At 33.6% G+C, this 21,235-nt stretch carries 17 protein-coding genes; 16 read left to right on the top strand and 1 reads right to left on the bottom strand.

Annotated features, from left to right (window positions below; genetic code table 11):
• Positions 1 to 208 precede the first annotated feature (208 nt).
• Together HH304_RS06615 and HH304_RS06610 are read left to right on the top strand one after the other, a co-directional pair.
• Entirely contained in the window at positions 209 to 1,465 is a 1,257-nt protein-coding gene (locus HH304_RS06615; RefSeq protein WP_333908745.1) for an aminotransferase class I/II-fold pyridoxal phosphate-dependent enzyme, read from the top strand.
• A gap of 99 nt (positions 1,466 to 1,564) precedes the next feature.
• Positions 1,565 to 1,741 carry a histone H1 gene (locus tag HH304_RS06610; protein ID WP_169679263.1) on the top strand — a complete coding sequence of 59 codons (177 nt, stop codon included), beginning with the start codon at positions 1,565 to 1,567 and terminating at the stop codon, positions 1,739 to 1,741.
• A 139-nt stretch (positions 1,742 to 1,880) separates the two neighbouring features.
• Here HH304_RS06610 and HH304_RS06605 read toward each other — a convergent pair whose 3' ends face one another.
• Positions 1,881 to 2,417 carry a KdsC family phosphatase gene (locus HH304_RS06605; RefSeq protein WP_169679260.1) on the bottom strand — a complete coding sequence of 179 codons (537 nt, stop codon included), beginning with the start codon at positions 2,415 to 2,417 and terminating at the stop codon, positions 1,881 to 1,883.
• Positions 2,418 to 2,594: 177 nt separating this feature from the next.
• On the opposite strand from HH304_RS06605, the gene HH304_RS06600 reads away from it, so the two are divergent.
• The 14 genes from HH304_RS06600 (at position 2,595) to HH304_RS06535 (ending at position 21,230) form a co-directional block, all read left to right on the top strand.
• Positions 2,595 to 5,018: a penicillin acylase family protein gene (locus tag HH304_RS06600; protein WP_169679257.1), complete on the top strand. Its 2,424-nt coding sequence runs from the start codon at positions 2,595 to 2,597 to the stop codon at positions 5,016 to 5,018.
• Between the two features lies 1 nt (position 5,019).
• Positions 5,020 to 5,400: a hypothetical protein gene (locus HH304_RS06595; protein WP_169679254.1), complete on the top strand. Its 381-nt coding sequence runs from the start codon at positions 5,020 to 5,022 to the stop codon at positions 5,398 to 5,400.
• A 240-nt stretch (positions 5,401 to 5,640) separates the two neighbouring features.
• The gene (locus HH304_RS06590; RefSeq protein WP_169679251.1) at positions 5,641 to 6,441 is read left to right on the top strand and encodes a TIGR00266 family protein; all 801 of its coding nucleotides are present in this window, start codon (positions 5,641 to 5,643) and stop codon (positions 6,439 to 6,441) included.
• Positions 6,442 to 6,653: 212 nt separating this feature from the next.
• On the top strand, positions 6,654 to 9,443 hold the full coding sequence (locus HH304_RS06585) for a TonB-dependent receptor (RefSeq protein ID WP_169679248.1): 2,790 nt from the start codon (positions 6,654 to 6,656) through the stop codon (positions 9,441 to 9,443).
• A gap of 69 nt (positions 9,444 to 9,512) precedes the next feature.
• Complete coding sequence (locus HH304_RS06580) at positions 9,513 to 10,652, top strand: phytase (RefSeq protein ID WP_169679245.1); 1,140 nt, start codon at positions 9,513 to 9,515, stop codon at positions 10,650 to 10,652.
• 302 nt (positions 10,653 to 10,954) lie between these two features.
• A complete protein-coding gene (locus tag HH304_RS06575; RefSeq protein ID WP_169679242.1) occupies positions 10,955 to 11,920 on the top strand; it encodes an SDR family oxidoreductase in 966 nt (321 codons plus the stop codon).
• Positions 11,921 to 11,932: 12 nt separating this feature from the next.
• The gene (locus HH304_RS06570) at positions 11,933 to 12,994 is read left to right on the top strand and encodes an NAD-dependent epimerase (RefSeq protein WP_169679240.1); all 1,062 of its coding nucleotides are present in this window, start codon (positions 11,933 to 11,935) and stop codon (positions 12,992 to 12,994) included.
• Positions 12,995 to 13,085: 91 nt separating this feature from the next.
• Complete coding sequence (gene kdsA, locus HH304_RS06565; protein WP_169679237.1) at positions 13,086 to 13,913, top strand: 3-deoxy-8-phosphooctulonate synthase; 828 nt, start codon at positions 13,086 to 13,088, stop codon at positions 13,911 to 13,913.
• Positions 13,914 to 13,921: 8 nt separating this feature from the next.
• Entirely contained in the window at positions 13,922 to 14,710 is a 789-nt protein-coding gene (locus HH304_RS06560) for a polysaccharide biosynthesis/export family protein (protein WP_169679234.1), read from the top strand.
• 2 nt (positions 14,711 to 14,712) lie between these two features.
• A complete protein-coding gene (locus HH304_RS21385; RefSeq protein ID WP_169679231.1) occupies positions 14,713 to 17,091 on the top strand; it encodes a GumC family protein in 2,379 nt (792 codons plus the stop codon).
• 35 nt (positions 17,092 to 17,126) lie between these two features.
• On the top strand, positions 17,127 to 18,566 hold the full coding sequence (locus HH304_RS06550) for a lipopolysaccharide biosynthesis protein (RefSeq protein ID WP_169679228.1): 1,440 nt from the start codon (positions 17,127 to 17,129) through the stop codon (positions 18,564 to 18,566).
• Positions 18,563 to 19,222 (top strand): sulfotransferase, encoded by a 660-nt coding sequence (locus HH304_RS06545; protein WP_169679225.1) that lies wholly within the window; start codon positions 18,563 to 18,565, stop codon positions 19,220 to 19,222. Before HH304_RS06550 ends, HH304_RS06545 begins: the two co-directional genes overlap by 4 nt.
• A 3-nt stretch (positions 19,223 to 19,225) precedes the next feature.
• Positions 19,226 to 20,305 carry a DegT/DnrJ/EryC1/StrS family aminotransferase gene (locus HH304_RS06540; protein ID WP_169679222.1) on the top strand — a complete coding sequence of 360 codons (1,080 nt, stop codon included), beginning with the start codon at positions 19,226 to 19,228 and terminating at the stop codon, positions 20,303 to 20,305.
• Entirely contained in the window at positions 20,298 to 21,230 is a 933-nt protein-coding gene (locus HH304_RS06535) for an LbetaH domain-containing protein (protein WP_169679219.1), read from the top strand. Before HH304_RS06540 ends, HH304_RS06535 begins: the two co-directional genes overlap by 8 nt.
• Positions 21,231 to 21,235: the final 5 nt, after the last annotated feature.

The following is a 21,235-nucleotide window of genomic DNA, read 5'->3' as shown; positions in this document are numbered from 1 at the left end:
GCGTATTTAAAAAACCCTTATCATAGATTAACGTAAATGATTAGGGTATTAAATAAAGCTTTAAATGAGCTTAAAGTAAAGCGTATGCTAATTAACGAAATTTTGTGAGTTTATCCCCAAAAGCACTAAAATATGGGGGCAATTTTTGGTTTACGGATGTGTTTTGCTAATTTTGAAACTTGATTTAACAATCTAAAATAAAATAGCTGTGGATCTATTTGAAAAATTACTGGCTGATATGGGGCCTCTAGGAAGGCACTCACAGAGAAGTGAAGGGTATTATATGTTCCCTAAATTGGAAGGAGAGATTGCGCCACGCATGCGCTTTCAGGGTAAAGAAGTGTTGACCTGGAGTTTGAATAACTACCTGGGTTTGGCTAATCACCCTGAAGTAAGAAAGGCTGATGCTGATGCAGCAGCTGAGTGGGGTCTTGCTTATCCGATGGGTGCCCGAATGATGTCAGGAAATACAAAGCACCACGAAGAATTAGAGCAGCAGTTGGCTGATTTTATAAAGAAAGAAGCCGTAATGTTGCTTAATTTCGGATATCAAGGTGTACTATCAATCATCGATGCGGTTGTAGACAGAAAAGATGTTATTGTTTATGACGCTGAAAGTCATGCTTGTATTTTAGATGGGGTTCGTCTTCATATGGGTAAACGTTTTGTTTACAAGCATAATGATATGGAGAGCTTAGAAACTCAATTGAAGCGTGCTACAAAATTAGTAGGTGAAACCGGTGGAGGTATTCTTGTAATAACTGAAGGTGTTTTTGGTATGTCAGGAAACTGCGGTGCACTTAAAGAAATTGCAGATCTTAAGAAGAAATATCAATTTAGATTGTTTGTTGATGATGCTCATGGTTTCGGTACTATGGGTGAAACCGGTGCAGGTGTTGGTGAGATGATGGGAGTTCAGGATGATATTGACCTGTATTTCTCAACATTTGCAAAGTCAATGGCAAGCATCGGAGCTTTTATTGCCGGAAATAAGGAAATTATTAATTTCTTAAGATATAATACCCGATCTCAAATATTTGCAAAGTCATTGCCAATGCCTTTGGTAATAGGAGCAAAGAAGAGATTAGAATTATTAAGAACAAGACCTGAACTTAAAGACAATCTTTGGAAAGTTGTTAATGCTTTACAAGGAGGTTTGAAAGAAAGAGGTTTTAATATTGGAACCACTCAATCACCGGTAACTCCAGTGATATTAAAAGGTGGATTACCTGATGCTACAGGACTTACTCACGATATGAGAGAAAACTATAGGATTTTCTGTTCTGTTGTAGTGTATCCGGTAGTGCCAAAAGATGTAATTATGCTTAGGATTATTCCTACAGCTGCACATACACTTGAAGATGTTGAGCAAACTATAGCTGCTTTCGAAGCGGTAAAATCCAAAATAGACTCGGGAGAATACCATCAGATCAAAGAATTTGCTGAGTTTAATTTAGAAAATTAAAAAAAATGGCTTTTTCCTTGATTTCAGGCAGAATTCAGCTATATTGCCCACTGTAAATCATTAATTAATTGTTTTATCAACAACCTTAAACAAAAGAAAATGAAAAGATACGAGCAACTTTTAGACTTGGTTCAATCGTTAGAAGGAGACTTCGAGAAATTCTATGACAAAAGCAACCAAGCTGCTGGAACTAGAGTTAGAAAAGGTATGCAAGATTTAAAGAATTTAGCTCAAGAAATCAGAGTAGAAGTTCAAGACATCAAAAACAACGCTTAATACGTTTTGATGTTAAAAAAAATAGAGGCGACCATTTGGTCGCCTTTTTTGTTTTATTGTTAATTGTCTTTTGTTCAGTTAGTTAGTAGTGAATTTTATTAAGTCTACCTTATAGTCTGAAATCTAGATTTATTTTTCTTCACTCTCCGCCTTCTGCCATTCTTTCAAGGATATCGTGAAGTTTCCCCTGACTTAAAAGAATTAAGTCTGCAACTTCCCTCAAAACACCATATCCGCCTTTTTTTATGCAGCGATAATCAACATAGTTATCCATATAATCCGGAGCATCTGCAGGTGTTGCTGAGAAACCAACTCGTGTTAAAATGGGTAAGTCAATAACATCATCTCCAATAAAACAGATCTCTTCATCTGACACTTTGTAGTCAAGTTTTATTTTTTTGAATGTGTCTAATTTATTTTTTACTCCATGAAAATGGAAATCGAGCTTTAATTCTTCACACCTGTTTTTAACAACAACAGAATTTCTACCTGTAATTGCTCCTACAGTTATAGAAGATTCCTTCAAAAAACGAATTATTTGACCATCTCGAACATGAAAACGCTTGTATTCCATACCAGAATTGTCATAAATGATGCCCCCATCAGTTAGGACTCCATCAACATCGAATAATACAACTTTGATTTTCCTGGCACTTGAGTAGATTGTTTTGTTCATTTTTGTTTGTTTATACCCATTAATATGAGGTGTATATTTTATTTGGACTGTTTAATTTTATAAAGATGTATTAATTGAATATTTTGTTCTAATAATCAAAGAGTTTGTAAATGCAAAATAAGTTTTTTTTGTTATTTGTTAATTCTTACGCAATTTAATGTGGGATCAAAAAACATTATGAACTGGCTAAGATTTTTTTTCGCTCTTGTCCTGTGTCTATCATGGGTATATTTTCTTTCAAATCCAATTTCGTTTGGCACTACTAATGTGCCACCACCAGGTAAAATATTATCCGTTAGCGATGGCTTTTGGAAAAATGCTGAACCTGTAAATCAGGAACCAATATCCATAGATTTGGAAGTAGATTCTTTGGTAGGAACTGTTGAAATTATTTATGACAGCTTAAATATACCACATGTCTTTGCTGAAAATAGATATGACTTATTCTTTGCTCAGGGTTATGTTACAGCTAAAGACAGACTTTGGCAAATGGACTTTCAAACTAGAGGAGCAGCCGGGAGAATTTCTGAAATTGTTGGGGATATAGCATTAGATTATGATCGATCGATGCGACGAAGAGGCTTGGTGTTTGCAGCTGAAAATGCTCTGCAAGCTTTAATGGATGATCCTGAAACAAAGGAGGTTGTGCTGGCTTATACCGCAGGAGCAAATCATTATATATCTCAGTTAGAAGAAAAGGATCTGCCTATAGAATACAAAATTCTGGATTACAAACCTGAGAAATGGACTCCCCTTAAAACAGCATTATTATTAAAGATGATGGCTAATGATCTGGCCTTCAGAAATAATGATTTTCAATATACAAACCTATATCAAAAACTTGGGAAAGAAATATTTGATCTGATATACCCGGAGCACCTTGAAAATGAAGATCCAATTATAAATTCTGAAAGGAAGTGGGATTTTAAAGGTCAGCAGTACGGAAAGAATATTGATTCAATAAATTCAGTTTATCCCGAAAATATGTTTGATCAGCCAGATAAAGATAATGGTTCAAATAATTGGGCAGTTTCAGGAAGTAAAACTAAATCAGGTTACCCAATTTTAGCTAATGATCCACATTTGAGACTTCAATTGCCTTCAATCTGGTATATTATTCACCTTCAGGCTCCAGGATATGAGGTTATGGGAGCATCAATACCAGGATCTCCTGCTGTGATTAGCGGTTTTAACAGAGATATATCATGGGGTGTAACCAATGCCAGAAGGGATTTGGTTGATTGGTACTCTATAGAATTTAAGAATGAAGACAAAAAGCAATACCTGCATGAAGGGAAATTTTATCCAACCCGACCGAAGATCGAAACTATCGAGATTAAAGGAAAGAAAAGTTTTATTGATACAGTAATATACACTCATCATGGGCCGGTAATGTATGATGAATCCTTTGGTGCTGATTCTCCAAGAAAGGGGTTTGCAATGAAGTGGATAGCTCATGAAAGAAGTAATGAGTTGAAAACTTTTGTTCAATTAAATAGTGCTGAAAATTATGATGAATATCGATTAGCATTAAATCACTATAAGTCACCGGCACAGAATTTTGTGTTTGCTTCTACTAATGGTGATATAGCAATGACCATTCAAGGGAAATTTCCAGTTAGATTTCCAGAACAAGGAAAATTTGTAATGGATGGAACTTCCAGCGTATATGATTGGTCTGATTATATTCCAAGTGAAAATAATGCGTCATCAATAAATCCAAAGCGTGGATTTGTGAGTTCAGCAAACCAAGTTCCAACTTCTACCGACTATCCATATTGGTATCTTTCAGGAGATTATGAACATTACAGAAACAGAGTTATAAATACTGAGTTAGCTGAGATGAATAATATTACTGTAGAGGATATGATGACTTTACAGCAAAATAATAAAAACCTTAAAGCAAAAGAAATATTGCCATGGATGTTGGATACGCTTAATATCATAGATATGTCAGCAAGTCAAAAGGCAGTATTAAGCACTCTTAACAAATGGGATTTTAATAATGATCCAGATAAAGTTGGGCCAGTTTATTTTAAAATTTGGTATGATACCTTGACTGATATGATCTGGAAACCAATTAAAGATCTTGGAGGACCGGTATTGATGCCTGAAGATGGGGCCTTATCAACATTGCTAATAAATGGAACAATTAAACCATATATTGAGAAGTATAATATTTCTCTAGAAGATTCAATTAGGGAAAGTTTTATAAGATCAGTTACAGTTATCGATACTTTATTATCCCAAAGAAATGATTCATTGACATGGGCATCATATAAAGATACTTATGCATCACACCTGGTTCCTGCTTTTAAATCCTTTAATGAGACACATTTAAATATTGGTGGTGGGCAAAATATTGTTAATGCTACCAAAGAAAATCACGGTCCGGCCTGGAGGATGATTGTATCAATGGAGCCTGGTAATGTTCAAGGGTATGCAATAATAGCCGGTGGACAAGGAGGGAATCCGGGAAGCAGCAAATACAATCAGTTTATAAGAGACTGGGCAGCAGGTAAATATTACAAACTGAATTTTGCGAAGAAAAAAGAAGATCTGCTAACTAATAATGTAGTGCTGAGGATAAAACAAAAATAAGATGAAGACATTAGGAATGACAATATTAACCGGGTTGTTGGTGTATTTTCTGCACTCATATTTGCCTTGGTATAGCCCGATGATTATTTCAATAATATTATTTGCAATATTTAAAATGAATGCCGGAAATATGGTAACCTCTTCTTTTTTTGGTTCCGTATTGGCATCTATTATTCTTACTGTAAGCATTGATAATGCAAATGATGCTATCATGAGTTCACGGATGGCAGGAGTATTCGGGCTGACATCAGGAATATATCTACATGTTATCACTGCTTTGTTTGCTGGAATAAGTGGGATTCTCGGAGCATTTCTAGGATATTCATTTCGTCGTATGATTATCAAAAAAAGAACCGATGCTATGTATTATGGGAAAAGATAATTCTAATTAACAATAAAATTTTAATTAGGGGTGTACTGAAGTATACCCTTTTTTATTTACCCCTTTTTAAGTGGACCCTAAAATGATATTTATTATTTGAAGTAATTTCAAGGAGTTGAATTTTTCCTTATTCCATTTGATATTACCGTTTATGTAAAATGAATCTTGAAACTGTTTTATTAATTCTCCAAATATTAAATTTATTTGTAATTGATTTATTAACCATAAACAATGAAAGAGATGACTTCACATGAAATAGATTATCAGATATATGGCGAAGAGATGCAATTTGTGGAAATCGAACTGGATCCCCATGAAGCTGTTATTGCCGAAGCTGGAAGTTTTATGATGATGGATACCGGAATCCGAATGGAGACAATTTTTGGAGATGGGTCAAATCAAGATTCAGGAGTGATGGGTAAACTTTTTTCTGCCGGAAAAAGATTGTTAACCGGGGAAAGCTTATTCATGACTGTTTATCTTAACGAAGCTCATGGTAAGAAGAAAGTGAGCTTTGCCTCACCATATCCTGGAAGAATAATGCCAATAGATTTATCAGAAAAAGGAGGGAAGTTTATTTGTCAAAAGGATGCATTCTTGTGTGCGGCTAAAGGAGTAACAGTTGGAATTGAGTTTTCTAAAAAACTTGGAAGAGGATTCTTCGGAGGAGAAGGGTTTATTATGCAGAAACTTGAAGGTGATGGAATGGCATTTGTGCATGCAGGGGGAACCATTGTTAGAAAAGACTTGCAACCTGGAGAAGTATTAAAAGTTGATACAGGTTGCCTGGTCGGCTTTGCACCCACAGTAGATTACGATATTGAATTCGTTGGAGGAATTAAAAATACAATTTTTGGAGGTGAAGGGCTGTTTTATGCAACCCTAAGAGGTCCGGGAGCTGTATATATTCAATCCTTACCTTTTAGCAGGTTGGCATCTAGAGTTTTTGCTGCTGCTCCACAGTTGGGAGGTAAGAGTAAAGGAGAAGGAAGCTTGCTTGGAGGGCTAGGTAACTTGCTAGATGGAGATAATAGCTTTTAATATTCAATAATTATACAATTAAGGCCTGTCACTAAAAATGACAGGCCTTTTTGTTATCAATATGATATGGTAATTATACCAGAATGTAAACAAAGCGTTTAAGAATCATTTTTTAATCTAATTAAGTTATAAACACTTAAATGATGCTTCATATTCGGATAAAAGGCTGATTATATCTTGCAGCCAAAATTAACAAACAACTATAATCGAATATGAAAACATTCTTACAAGTCATTTTATATTCATTGGTTTCTTTTATTAGTATTCAATTGTCCGCACAAGAAAACGGGAGAGTGCTTATCAAAGTTGTTGATGAATTTGGTTTGCCAATGCCTGGAGCAACAATTGTCCTTAAAGGAGTTGTTGAAAAAGGAAATATCACTGATGTTAATGGTCAATTGATTTTACTTTCAGTTCCCGAAGGGAAATACAACCTTTCTCTTACGTATATAGGGTATGAAAAGATTGAGGAAGAGATAAAAGTTACAGGAGGTAAAACCAGTACATTAACTTATGAGTTGTTTACATCAATTACCGTAGGAGATGAGGTAGTAGTGATCGGAGATCGATTAAGAGGACAGGCGAAAGCATTAAATAAGCAGAAGAATAATTCAAATATTACCAATGTCGTTTCTTCTGACCAGCTAGGGCGTTTTCCTGATGCAAATATGGGGGATGCACTAAAAAGAATTCCGGGAATAACTATCCAGAATGATCAGGGTGAAGCGCGAGATATCATTATAAGAGGTATGGCACCTCAATTAAACTCTGTAATGATTAATGGAGAAAGAATTCCCTCCGCAGAAGGCGATAACAGAAAAATTCAACTTGACCTTATTCCTTCTGACATGATCCAGACAGTAGAAGTGAGTAAAGCTGTGCTTCCGGATATGGATGCTGATGCTATCGGTGGAGCAGTTAACCTGATCACAAGGCAAGCACCAGAAGATTTTCGTCTTTCACTAACAGCAGGAAGTGGAATTAATTTTTTAACTGATAAACCAATTTATACAGGTGGCTTGGTAATTGGAGACCGATTTGCTGATGGCAAGTTGGGCGCAATACTTTCTACTTCTTACTATAATAATGATTTCGGATCTGAAAATGTTGAGGCCGAATGGTTTGAAACCGAAAATGGAGATGTTGTTTTAGGTGAGTTTGAAACCAGGAATTATTTCGTAAGAAGAGCAAGAAGAAGTATTTCTCTGGATCTAGATTATAGTATAAATGAAAATAACACCATCTATCTTTCAAGTATGTATAACTGGAGGGATGACTGGGAAAATAGGTTTGCCAATGGGTTTAGTAAATTGGATGATGCCTTTGATGATGATCTGGCAACGGGAGTTTCAACTGGTATCTACCAGATGCCTGGTAGAGTAGAATATGAAACCAAAGGTGGAAATAACAGTAACCGGAATAAGAACAGAAGACTCGAAGATCAAAGGAATAGAAATCTTCAATTACGAGGAGAACATATCCTTAATAGTGTAATCATTGATTGGTCAGTAAACTATGCAAAGGCTTCAGAAGAAAGACCCAATGAAAGATATATTAGCTATCGATCGAGTGATATGCCAGTTACAATGAATTTAACAAACTCTGAGTTTCCTATTGTTGCCTTGAATGATCTTAACAATCAGTATGCAATTGAGTTCAGAGAGATTTCAGAAGAATACCAATATACTTTTGACCGTGATTTAAACTCGAGACTTGATTTTAAATTCCCGGTTGGAGAAAAATCAATTGTTAAATCCGGTCTCAGATACCGCAATAAACATAAAGAACGAGAGAATAACTTCAATTTCTATGAGCCTGTAGATCTTGAGGCATTTGGAAGTACATTAGGAGCAATTTCTAATCTTAGAAATCTAACCGATCCTGATTTTAATCCGGGTAGTCAGTATCAGCCAGGTGATTTTGTCTCTGAAGAATTCCTGGCCAACCTTGACTTGAATAATCCTTTATTGTTTGACAAGGAAGATGCTCTGGATGAATATTTACCAGGGAATTATTCTGCCGATGAGCAGATTTATGCTGCCTATGCAATGGTAGACCATCAGTTTAATGATAATCTATCAGTTATTCTTGGTTTCAGGGTTGAGCATACTGAAATTAATTATTCAGGATATGCCTTGAATATTGATGAAGAGACATTTTTTAATACCAACGGATCTGATAGTTATACAAATTATCTGCCTGGAATACATTTAAAGTATAATCCAAATAATAAAACTGTATTAAGATTAGCCTGGACGAATACTATAGCCAGACCTAATTATTACGACCTTGTTCCATATGCTGAATATTCTCCTGATGATGAAGAGTTAGTTAGAGGTAATCCGGCTCTGAAACCTGCGAAATCAATGAATTTTGATTTTATGGCTGAACGTTATTTTGAATCAATTGGTATTATGTCAGGTGGTGTATTCTTTAAGAATATAGATGATTTTAATTACAGCCGATCAATTGATAATTATGATGACCCACAGTTTGGTAATGGGCTGGAATATACAACTTTTGATAATGGTGGAAATGCAAATGTATTTGGTGCTGAGATTGCATTTCAAAAGCAGATATGGAAAGGACTAGGTATTTATATTAATTATACATTTACACAATCAACTACAGAAGGGATTCAGGGAAGGGAAGATGAAGACCTTGAACTGCCAGGTACCGCATCACACATGTTTAACGGGTCATTAAGTTATGAGACTAGCAAACTGGTTCTTAGAGTTTCACTTAACTATTCTGATGATTATATCGATGAACTTGGAGGTGATCAGTTTGAAGATAGATATTACGATAAGCAACTATTTTTAGATGCAAATGCTTCCTATGCCTTTAGCAAGAACTGGCGATTATTCATCGAAGCTAATAATCTTACAAATCAACCTTTGAGATATTATCAGGGTGTTTCTGCCAGGACTATGCAAGTTGAATATTATAATTCAAGAGTTACACTTGGAGTCAAATTTGATATGTTCAAATCTAGCTTATAATTTTTTTGTAAACCTTACTAAAACGGACTCCAATTCAGCGGGTCCGTTTAATTTTAATTTCTATATCAGATGAAAGTCTATACTAAAACAAAGGTAATATTATTCGCTATATGGGTTTTATTCTGCATTGTTGCTTTAACAAATTGCGGGAAATCAGAAGGTGCTAATGGTAAAAAGGAAATCGTAATGTCAGATTCTATGATAGTTCCATTAAAGCCACAATATGTAACAGATCCGGTAACATTTGATTCAGATGATCCGGCTATCTGGATAAACCAGAATGACCCATCAAAAAGTTTGATAATTGGGACAGATAAGGGAGGTGAAAAAGGAGAAGGAGGGTTGTTCGTCTTTGATCTGGAGGGTAATCTAGATACCACGAGGTCTGTAAGAGGAATCCAAAGACCTAATAATGTAGATATAGCTTATGGATTTAACTTAAATGGACAAATTGTCGATATCGCAGTTACAACCGAGCGACTGACAAATAAGTTAAGAGTTTTTTCCTTACCGGAAATGAAGGAAATAGATAATGGAGGTATTTATGTTTTTGAAGGAGATTCTATAAAAGACCCAATGGGTATAGCTTTATACACTGACCCTATAACTAAAGATATTTATGCAATAGTAGGCCGTAAGTATGGTCCTGAGAATGAGTACTTATGGCAGTATAAGTTAGTTCCCAATGAAAAAGGATATGTCGAAGGCGAGTTGGTTAGAAAATTCGGAAAGTTTAGTGGTGTTAAGGAGATAGAGGCGATAGCTGTAGATAGTGAATTAGGGTATGTATATTATTCAGATGAGAATGTAGGAGTAAGAAAGTATTATGCTCACCCGGATAGTAGTGATACACAAATCGCATTGTTTGCAACTAATGATATTAAGGAAGATCATGAAGGTATTAGCATTTATAAAAGAGAGAATGGAACAGGTTATTTGATTTTAAGTGACCAACAAGCTGGTAGATTTGCCATCTATCCAAGAGAAGGTTCGGAGGAGGATCCGGATCATCATCAACTTATTTGTTATATACCAACAAGTACTGTTGAAAGTGATGGCAATGAAGTAACCAGCATCTCTTTAAATCCAGAATTTAAAAAAGGCTTGTTTGTAGCAATGTCTGATGATAAAACATTTCAAATTTACAATTGGAATCATATTCAGAGTTTAATTGATAGAGCAATATTAGAAAAGTTAAATGTTCAATAACTAAAACCTGAATCCCATAATCAGGAAAGAACATTTCCGAAAGGCTGTCAATTATTGGCAGCCTTATTCATTTCAAATAGTAAAAATGAATTATTTATTAAAGTCACAAATGAGCCCTTATTGTCATATTTTTCTTTAATAATTATACTTTCTGCAGTTTTCATAAATCTTTTCCAATAATAATATCGATTCAATAAATAATGTGACCACATTTTAAGTAATTATTGATAAGTTTGTCCGTTGAATGAGGGGATTTGGAATTAGCAGGGGGAAGAATTTACTTTTAGGATATAAAGGATAGCATGAATCAAAAGAAGATCGTCGTTACGGGGGGAGCCGGTTTTATTGGCTCAAACCTTGTAGAAGCTTTGTTGAATGACGAAAGAGTATCAAAAGTTTTAGTTATTGACAACTTATCAAATGGTTATTACGAAAATATTGAACCATTTGAAGATCATCCTAAGTTTGAGTTTCAAAAAGAAGATATCAGGGATTATGATAAAATGGTATCATTGACTAAAGGTTATGATGCTATTTCACATCAGGCTGCACTTGGATCAGTTCCCCGTTCGATTGAAAACCCTATGTTATCTAATGAAGTTAATGTAGATGGTACAATTAATATTCTTCATGCAGCTGTAACCAATGGAATTGACAGAGTTATTCTTGCGTGTTCATCAAGCACCTATGGAGATAGTAAAGCTTTACCAAAAGTAGAAGATAAAATTGGAAAACCTTTAAGTCCATATGCAGTTACAAAGTACGCTGTTGAACTTTATGCTGATGTTTTCCAGAAAGCTTATGGATTAAACTATATTGGTTTCAGATACTTTAATGTATTTGGCCCAAAGCAGAATCCTGACAACCCGTATGCAGCAGTAATCCCGATATTTTGTAAGGCATTTATAGAAGGCAGGCAGCCAAATATAAACGGAGACGGTTTAACTTCCAGAGACTTTACGTTCGTTGATAACGCTGTTCAGGCTAACATTTTAGGTTTATTTACTGAAAAGAAAGAGGCATTAAACCAGATTTATAATATGGCTTGTGGCGAACAGGCATCATTAAATGAAATGGTTGAAATGCTAAGAGAAATAACCGGTAAGGAAATTCAGGCTACCTACGGTCCTGAAAGACCAGGAGATGTAAAACATAGCAAGGCCGATATTTCGAAGATCATTGACGGATTAGGATATAAACCTGAAGTTAAATTCAGGGAAGGGCTTGAGAGAGTATTCAATTGGTATATTGAAAGGTTTGCTGAATAATAGAATTTGAAAATGAGTAATACTTCAAAGAAAATATTGGTAACTGGCGCTGCCGGCTTTATTGGATTTCATCTTGTAAAAAAACTTCTTGAAAGGGGAGATGAAGTAATAGGTCTTGATAATATTTCAGATTATTATGATGTTAATTTGAAGTTTGGAAGGTTAGCAGAGTTGGCGATCAACCGAGAAGAAATAACTGAAGGTAGTCTAGTACAAAGTAAATTATTTTCAGGGTTCAGATTCATTAAACATGATTTGAAATACGGAGAATTGTTGATGGAAATTTGTCAGCAAGAAAAGTTTGAAGTTATAGTTAATCTGGCAGCTCAGGCAGGAGTTCGTTATTCTGTTGAAAATCCACAGGTATATATTGATGCTAATATCCAGGGATTTTTAAATATTTTGGAAGCAGCCCGTCATACCAATATTAAAAATTTAGTTTACGCTTCATCGAGTTCAGTATATGGTTTGAACTCAAAGATGCCTTTTTCAGTTAAGCATGAAACCGATCATCCATTATCTCTTTATGCTGCAACAAAGAAGAGTAATGAAATGATGGCACATACATATAGTCATTTGTTCAATATTCCGACAACTGGGTTGAGATTCTTTACAGTCTATGGCCCCTGGGGAAGACCTGATATGGCATTGTTTCTTTTTGCTGATGCAATTAAAAATGATAAGTCATTGAAAGTATTTAACAATGGAGATATGGGGAGAGATTTTACCTATATTGATGATATCGTTGAAGGAGTGGTGAAGACAATCGATAAACCTGCTGAATCAACAGGTAATAATGGTTCAGACCCAACTCCTGATGTATCAACAGCTCCGTATCGAATTTATAATATTGGCAGTAATAATCCAGTAAGGTTAATGGATTATATCGAGACATTAGAAACTGCATTTGGAAAAGAAGCTAAAAAAGAGTTTTTGCCAATGCAACCAGGTGACGTTAAAAATACCTATGCAGATGTTAGTGAGTTAAAGACTGATTTTGATTATAAACCTGATACACCACTTGAAAAAGGAGTAAAAGCATTTGTAGATTGGTATAATGAGTATTATTCCTGATTATTTCTTATTTTAATATGATGTTTTAAGCCCATAGAGATTTATTGGCTTTGAAAATAAAAACAGTTAGATTTGTTTAAAATTGTTATAGATGGAAAGATATAAAGAACCTGTTAAAATAACTGATAAGGTAATTCTTGGTGGAGAGACTCCGGTATTATTGGCAGGTCCGTGTGCTGTTGAGAACTGGGATGTATGTGCTACAGTTGCTGAGCAAATGAAAGCTGTTGCAGAGAAAGAAGGATTTGGATATGTTTTTAAAGCATCTTATGATAAAGCCAATCGAACCAGTGCAGATTCATTTAGAAGTATTGGTGTTGACGAAGCACTAAAAGTATTACAGCGCGTAAAAGATGAATTTGACTTACCAATTGTAACAGATGTACATGAGACTCATGAAATTACTTCTGTAGCTGAAGTTGCAGATGTTCTTCAGATTCCGGCATTTTTATGTAGACAGACTAGTTTGTTGGTAGAAGCTGGTAAAAGTGGATGTGCTGTTAATATCAAGAAGGGCCAGTTTATGGATCCTCAGGGAATGCAATATGCAGCGGAAAAAGTTAATGCAATAAATGCTAATAAGGCATTTTTGACAGAGAGGGGAACTACTTTTGGATATAATAATTTAGTCGTAGACATTCGATCTCTTCCTATAATGAGGCAGTATGCCCCTGTGGTATTCGATGTGACACATAGTGTACAACAACCCGGAGGATTGGGAGGTAAAAGTGGAGGTCAGCGTCAGTTTGCTCCTTTTCTGGCTAAAGCTGCTGCTGCAGCGGGAGTGGATGGATTTTTTATTGAAACACATCCTGAACCATCAAAAGCATTGAGTGACGGTCCAAATATGGTTCCACTTGCCGAGATGGCAAAATTTTTAAATCAGTTAAAGACCATCTGGTCATTGTCCAACGAATAAATCCGTTAATGAAATTTTTTAATACGGCATTTTTATTTTTGATCATACTTGCAAGTTCATGTGTTACCAATAAAAAGGTACAATACATGCAACATGATGATGTGAATGCACGACAGCATTCTTTACCCACAGATACTGTAGTAAGAACATATAATCTTCCGGAATACACCTATTTGATTCAGCCTGAAGATGTACTATATATTAAAATAAATAGTCTTACTGGTGAAGAGTATGATTTTTTTGCTGAGACAGAGGAAAATATAGGGAATAGTGGAGGGCAGAATATGTCATTTAGAGGAGAACTAGTTGATCCCGAGGGAATGATTGAATATCCTGTTGTAGGAAAAGTTGAGGTAGGTGGGAAAACAATATTTCAGATACAAGAAGAATTAAAGTTGTTGGCAGCTCAATATGTATCAGAACCGGTTGTAAAGGTTAGAATACTGAATTTTAGATTTTCTGTATTAGGAGAAGTTAATATCGAGAAATCTGTTATTCTTCAAAACCATAGAGTGTCTTTACCCGAAGCTATAGCTATGGCAGGAGGTATGGGAGAACTGGCTGACAGGAGTCAAATTAAACTGATCAGATCAAATAAAGGAATAAGTGATGTCATTTATATTGATTTGCTGGATGAGGATTTGCTGGATTCTCCTTATTACTATATGCATCAAGGGGATATATTGATCGTGCCACCATTGAGGCAACGTCCAATGAGGAAATATTTCGGACAAAATATTGCCCTGTTTGTGTCAACTGTATCTGTTGTACTTTTAGCGTTGAACTTAATTAAATAAAAGTGTCTGAAATAGATTTTGCAGAATTTGAAAATGAACAAGCGACTCCGTCTAAATCTGGTGGAGGAGGTTTTCATATTGATATCAAAAGAGTACTTGCCAGAGCTTTAAAGTTCTGGTATTTAATTGTGATTTCAGTATTAGCAGCTTTAACGATTGCATATTTTATAAACCTTTATACTGTAAAAATATATAATGTTACCTCTTCGGTGATAATAAAAGAAACTCAAAGCGAACTGAGTGGAGCTAAATTATTATACAATAATGCACTTGTAAATAATTATAAGAACTACTTAAACGAATTGTATATATTGAGATCTTTTCCAATGGTTAAAGAAACTCTTGAAAAGCTTAATTTTGAAGTTTCGTTTCTTAGACTTGGAGAAGTGAAAAATACAGATTATTACAGGACATTACCTGTTGATGTATATCTCCTGGGTGATAAATCAAAAGCCTATGGCAAATCATTTAATTTCAAGATAATAAGTGCTAATTCGTACTCTCTTCAGCCTATAAATTTTGAAGGTGAGAAATTAAATGGTGAAAACTCGTTTAATATTGGAGATACAGTATCATATAATGGTATTAACCTGGTCTCAATTCCAACCGGGATGCCTTTTAAAAATCAGATAGGAAGAGAATATACTATAAGATTTACTAACCCTGCCAATATAACCTGGAGTTATATTAATCGATTGAAAGTGAATTGGGCAGAACAAGGTTCAGGAGTTGTTAATATTTCAATGACAGGTCCATATCCTCAAAAAGATATTGATTTTATTAACGGGATTCTTGAGAATTATGTTGATTATTCCATCCGTAAAAAGAGTCGTGCAGCAAGTAGATCGGTTGATTTTATTGATGATCAATTGGAAGAAATATCTGATTCCCTGTTATATTTTGAGGCTCAATTAGAACGTTTTAAACAGGCTAATGGAATTACAGATCTTGATGCAGAGGCTCAAAGATTATATAATAAAATTGAAGACCTTGATTCTGATAAAACTGAAATTTTAGCTCAGGAAAATTATTATGACTATTTAGTTAGATATGTTGAAAATGGAGAAAATCTTGATCAGATAATTCTTCCTACTTCAGTTGGAATAGAAGATGGTTTATTATCAAAATTAGTTAATCAAATAGTTGATATTCAACTTGAAATGAATACGGCTTTGATTAATGGAGGTGAAAAGAATCCATTATTCATCCAGAGTAGGCAAAAAATTAGAAATATTAGGCAAAATATACTTGAAAGCGTTAGGAATTTAAGAGAGACTAATAAAATTACCGTTAGTCTTTTAGGAAAGCAAATAAGAGAATTAGAGAGTGAATTATATAAATTGCCTATCGCCCAGAGAAGATTAATTAACATACAACGAAATTACGATCTATTAGAAGGATTATATACCTATTTGTTACAAAAAAGGGCTGAAGCAAGTATATCAGTTGCAAGTACAACTGCTGATATCGAAATGGTAAATCCTCCAATGCAGCGCGGGGGGGCAATAGTGCCAAAACCAACTCAAAATTATACATTTGCTGGTGCAATTGGTTTAATGCTTCCATTAGCATTGTTTGTTTTACTAGAGTTATTAGATAATAAAATTCAATCTAAAGAAGATATAGATCGAATTACTACCATACCAGTTGTTGGAGGAATAGGACATACCAATATTGACGGATCATTAGTAGTTGCTCAGAAACCAAAATCTGCAATTTCCGAAGCTTTTAGATCGGTAAGAACTAATCTTAATTACTTTATTGGTCAAAAGGATAAAAAAATAATCATGGTTACATCTTCAATTGCCGGAGAAGGTAAAACTTTTACAAGCTTGAATCTTGCAACAATTATGGCTTACTCTGGTCGAAGAACAGTAATTATTGGAGCTGACCTTAGAAAACCTAGAATTTATGGAGACCTGAATCTTTCTAATGCCAAAGGTTTAAGTACATATTTATCAGGCATGGCTACGTTAGATGAAGTTATTCAGGAGTCTGAAATTGAGAATTTGTGTTTGATTTCAGGTGGCCCGGTACCTCCTAACCCAAGTGAATTGTTAATGAGTAAACAATTTGGTATGTTATTAACTGATCTTCATAAGGAATTTGATAATATAATTATTGATACACCACCCGTGGGTATTGTAGCAGATGCACTTGAAATCATAAAACATGTGGATCATACATTATATATAGTAAGACAAGGGTACTCTCCGAAAAATGTGTTAAAAGCTTCACAGGAAATCTATGAAAAAGGCTTATTGAAAAATATGAGTATTATTTTAAATGATATTCGTAAAGGAGGTTTAGGTTATGGTTATGGCTATGGTTATGGCTATGGTTATGGTTATAATGAGTCCAAAGGATATTATGAAGAATAAAAATGTAGTCTATTTTTTGTAGTAAAGCTTAATTTATGAAAAGTATTAAGGGAAGAACTACATTTGCATTCCTTTGGGATTTTTTTGGAACTGTTTTAAACCAAGGCAGCTCTTTTATTATTTCAATTTTTTTAGCCAGGTTATTATCTCCTGCTGATTTTGGACTAGTTGGAATGTCCTTAGTATTTATTACAATATCACAGGTATTTGTTGATGTAGGTTTATCTTCAGCATTAATTCAAAATAAATCAAATTCAAATTTAACATATAATTCAGTTTTCTACTTTAACGTAAGTGCGGGAATAATATTGACTTTAGTTTTCTATGTTATTTCACCATTAATAGCTGACTTTTATAATAATGAAGAGATTGAAAATTTGGTTAAATGGTTATCATTAATTTTTATTTCAAATTCATTTGGCCAGGTTCAGATTGCTATTTTAAAACGTGATTTGAACTTTAAAGCTTTGACTTTAAGACTTTTAATTGCAAATATAATTGGGGGGGCTTTGGGTGTAATTTCTGCATTTTATGGATTTGGGGTTTATTCATTGGTTATTCAACAACTTACTGTTGCTATCATTAGTACAATTTTATTATGGTATTACTCAGAATGGAAACCAGGTATTGAATTTTCATATAATGAAATAAGGAAATTATCTTCTTTCAGTTTATTTGTTTTTTTTGATAGGTTTATTTCAAGTTTGTTTTTAAGACTTGATGTATTGATTATTGGGAAAGTTTTTTCTGCAAATATGCTTGGCTTTTATTCAAGAGCTTCTTCTCTTAGAGATCAAGTGACAAAATATTCCTCATCAAGTTTAACTAAAGTATTTTTTCCTGTACTCTCAAATCTTCAGGATAATAAGAATGCGTATGAAGAAATTTACTTCAAGGTTTTATCAATAATTTCATTTTTGAGTTATTTAATAACTGGTGTTTTGTTTTTTTTAGGCCCAGATATAATTATTTTTTTATTTGGGGAAAAATGGATTCCCTCTATTGGAATTTTTCAAATTTTAGTTCTCGCAATATGTAATAGGCCATTAAATGCAATGATGGTAAATGCCTATTTAAGCAAAGGGAAAAGTGGGATGAATTTTAAAATAGGTCTTTTAAGAAAAGTATTTCAATTAATTCCATTATCCATTGCCGTGTTTTATGGGTTAAATGAATTTCTAGTTGGATATGTTTTAGTTAGTTATTTGATAATACTGCTTAATATATATTTTGTTAATGTGAATTTAGGTTTGTCAGCAAAAATCCACCTTAGAAAAATCTTTGAGGGAATAGGGCCTTTAATAATTTTCATCTTACTCTTTAATTATTTTCAATTTGAATTCTTTTGGCAAAGAGTATTATATACATTTTTCTTTATTTTAGTCTACATTATTTTTAATATGATAATTAATAATGATGGTTTAAAGTATATAAAATACAATTTTGTACAGGTAATTTTAAAAAAACTAGTTTGAGATCAATAGTTAGGAATTTTATAAATAGATTAAAGGTTAGAAATAAGCCGAAATATTTTTGCATTGGAAGGAATAAAACAGGTACTACTTCTTTAAAAAAGGCTTTTAAAGATTTAGGGTATGTTGTAGGGAATCAGCATAATGCTGAAATTTTAATTAAAGATTTTGAAAAAGGGGAATATGATTCTTTGATCAAGTACTGTAAAACAGCGCAAGTGTTTCAAGATATTCCTTTTAGTTTTAGTGGTATTCATGAAGTATTAGATAAAGAATTTCCAAATTCTAAATATATATTGACAATAAGGGATTCTGCTGATCAATGGTATAACTCCTTAGTTAAATTTCATTCAAAAAAATTTGGGGATGGTAAATTACCAACTTATAATGATCTAATTAATTCAAATTATGTTTGGAAAGGGTGGATTTGGGAATGTAATCAGTTGAATTATAAATCACCTAAAGAGGATCCTTATAATGAGAAAATATTAAAAGAACATTATGAAAAACACAATCAAATGATTATTGAATATTTTAAGAATAGGCCTAATGATCTTTTGATTATAAATTTATCAGATAATAATGCGTATTCAAAATTTATTAAGTTTATAAAAGTTAAAACTGATTTTGATAACTTTCCTTGGGAAAATAAGACATAAAAGATGATTCCAGTAACTAAGCCATTTTTGCCAGAAAAGAAAGATTTCTTGAAGTATGTTGATGGGATTTGGGACCGTCAATGGTTAACGAATAATGGACCTTTATTAAATGAATTTGAATTAAGGCTAAAGAAATATTTAGAATTAGATCATACCCTAGTCGTAGGTAATGGGACGATAGCTTTGCAGATAGCTATAAAAGCGTTAAATCTAAAAGGAGAAATAATTACTACACCATTTTCTTATGTTGCTACAACTAGTAGTATTGTTTGGGAGGGTTGTGAACCTGTTTTTGTAGATATTGATGAAACTTTAAATATTGATCCGGATAAAATTGAAACAGCAATTACAGAAAATACATCTGCAATTTTGGCAACTCATTGTTTTGGGAATCCGTGTGCAATAGACAAAATCGAAAAAATAGCTAAAAAATTCGACCTCCCTGTAATTTATGATGCAGCTCATTGTTTTGGAACAAAATATAAAGGGAAGAGTATCTTTGAATATGGTGATATAAGTACGACTAGTTTTCATGCTACAAAAATTATGCATTCCGTTGAAGGAGGAGCCGTATTTACTAAAGATCCTGAATTATTAAAGAAAATGGCCTATTTAAGGAATTTTGGTCATGATGGTCCTGATAAATTTAATGGAGTAGGAATTAATGGAAAAAACTCTGAATTTCACTCAGCTATGGGGTTGGTTATTCTTGATAATATTGAAAATATTTTAGCTAAAAGAAAGGAATTGAGCAAAGCTTATGATAAAGCTCTTGAATCTTTAAAGCATTCAAAACAGAAAATATATTCTGATACAGAGCATAATTTTTCATATTACCCTATTATTATCGAGAGTGAAAAAGAAGCTTTAAAAATAAAGGATGCACTTGAGAAGAAAGAGATATTTCCAAGAAGATATTTTTATCCATCATTATCTAATCTTGGATATGTTAAAAAATATTCCACACCAATTTCAGATGATATTTCTAGAAGGATATTATGTTTACCTCTTTTTCAAACATTGAGTATTGAGGAGATAGATATGATCTCGAGGATTATCCTAAGAACACAACGATATGATTAAAATAACATCTGATATAATTAAAGAGAAAATTTTTGATTTAGGGATCGAGGGAGAACTTATTAACTTTAGATCACTTAGTATTACTCCAGCCTCTATTTTCTCACCTATTAATGAAGGTTTATATTTTGATATGACTGGTAATCTTGAAAGTAAGGTTAAGAATTCCTTTATTATAGCTAATACCTATGAACGAAATATTGAAAATTGCAATATTTATTTTTTGACAAATCAAAATGTTCAGGTTATTTTCTATAAATTATTGTCAGAATTATTTCCTGAAAAATCAACAGGCAAAATATCACAACAATCTATTATTGACCCTGAAGCTGAAATTGGTGAAAATGTTCAGATTGATCCTTTTTGCGTGATTGGGAAGGTGAAAATAGAAGATGACGTAATTATAAAAAATAATTGTCATATACATGATAATTCTTATATTAGTGTAGGCACAATAATTGAACCAATGAGTGTAATTGGTGCTCGTGGTATGGCTTGGATTTGGAATGAAAATCAAACTGAAAAAATCATCCAGCCTCAATTAGGAGGAGTTATTGTAGGGAAGTATTGTATACTGGGAGCTAATACTATTGCAGTAAGAGGATCACTTTCAGAGAAGACTATTATAGGAGATTATACCATGATGGCTCCAGGTTGTCGTCTTGGTCATGGTTCGGTAATTGGGGAATATGTGCATTTCGCTAACAATGTAGTTACAGGAGGAAATACAAAAATAGGAGATTATTGTTTTATTGGTTCATCTGCCACTTTTCGGCCAAAAGTAGAAATAGGCAAAAAAACAATAGTTGGTGCTGGTGCAAATGTAGTAAAAAATAATAGTGATGAAGGAGTTACTTTGGTAGGTAACCCAGCAAGAGCCATGCAAACTAGTGAAAACCCAAGTGGGATGCCTAAACCTAAAAAATAAATTCT

The sequence above is a fragment of the Marinigracilibium pacificum genome (assembly GCF_012926615.1).
Taxonomy (GTDB): domain Bacteria; phylum Bacteroidota; class Bacteroidia; order Cytophagales; family Cyclobacteriaceae; genus Mangrovivirga; species Mangrovivirga pacifica.
The sequence above is the reverse complement of the archived record's forward strand: the minus strand, read 5'-3'. Positions and strand labels throughout refer to the sequence as shown.

Coding starts and splice junctions, on each gene's coding strand:
- HH304_RS06610 (WP_169679263.1), top strand. CDS start 1,565: ATGAAAAGATACGAGCAACTTTTAGACTTGGTTCAATCGTTAGAAGGA.
- HH304_RS06605 (WP_169679260.1), bottom strand. CDS start 2,417: ATGAACAAAACAATCTACTCAAGTGCCAGGAAAATCAAAGTTGTATTA.
- HH304_RS06600 (WP_169679257.1), top strand. CDS start 2,595: ATGAACTGGCTAAGATTTTTTTTCGCTCTTGTCCTGTGTCTATCATGG.
- HH304_RS06595 (WP_169679254.1), top strand. CDS start 5,020: ATGAAGACATTAGGAATGACAATATTAACCGGGTTGTTGGTGTATTTT.
- HH304_RS06590 (WP_169679251.1), top strand. CDS start 5,641: ATGACTTCACATGAAATAGATTATCAGATATATGGCGAAGAGATGCAA.
- HH304_RS06585 (WP_169679248.1), top strand. CDS start 6,654: ATGAAAACATTCTTACAAGTCATTTTATATTCATTGGTTTCTTTTATT.
- HH304_RS06580 (WP_169679245.1), top strand. CDS start 9,513: ATGAAAGTCTATACTAAAACAAAGGTAATATTATTCGCTATATGGGTT.
- HH304_RS06575 (WP_169679242.1), top strand. CDS start 10,955: ATGAATCAAAAGAAGATCGTCGTTACGGGGGGAGCCGGTTTTATTGGC.
- HH304_RS06570 (WP_169679240.1), top strand. CDS start 11,933: ATGAGTAATACTTCAAAGAAAATATTGGTAACTGGCGCTGCCGGCTTT.
- kdsA (WP_169679237.1), top strand. CDS start 13,086: ATGGAAAGATATAAAGAACCTGTTAAAATAACTGATAAGGTAATTCTT.
- HH304_RS06560 (WP_169679234.1), top strand. CDS start 13,922: ATGAAATTTTTTAATACGGCATTTTTATTTTTGATCATACTTGCAAGT.
- HH304_RS06550 (WP_169679228.1), top strand. CDS start 17,127: ATGAAAAGTATTAAGGGAAGAACTACATTTGCATTCCTTTGGGATTTT.
- HH304_RS06540 (WP_169679222.1), top strand. CDS start 19,226: ATGATTCCAGTAACTAAGCCATTTTTGCCAGAAAAGAAAGATTTCTTG.
- HH304_RS06535 (WP_169679219.1), top strand. CDS start 20,298: ATGATTAAAATAACATCTGATATAATTAAAGAGAAAATTTTTGATTTA.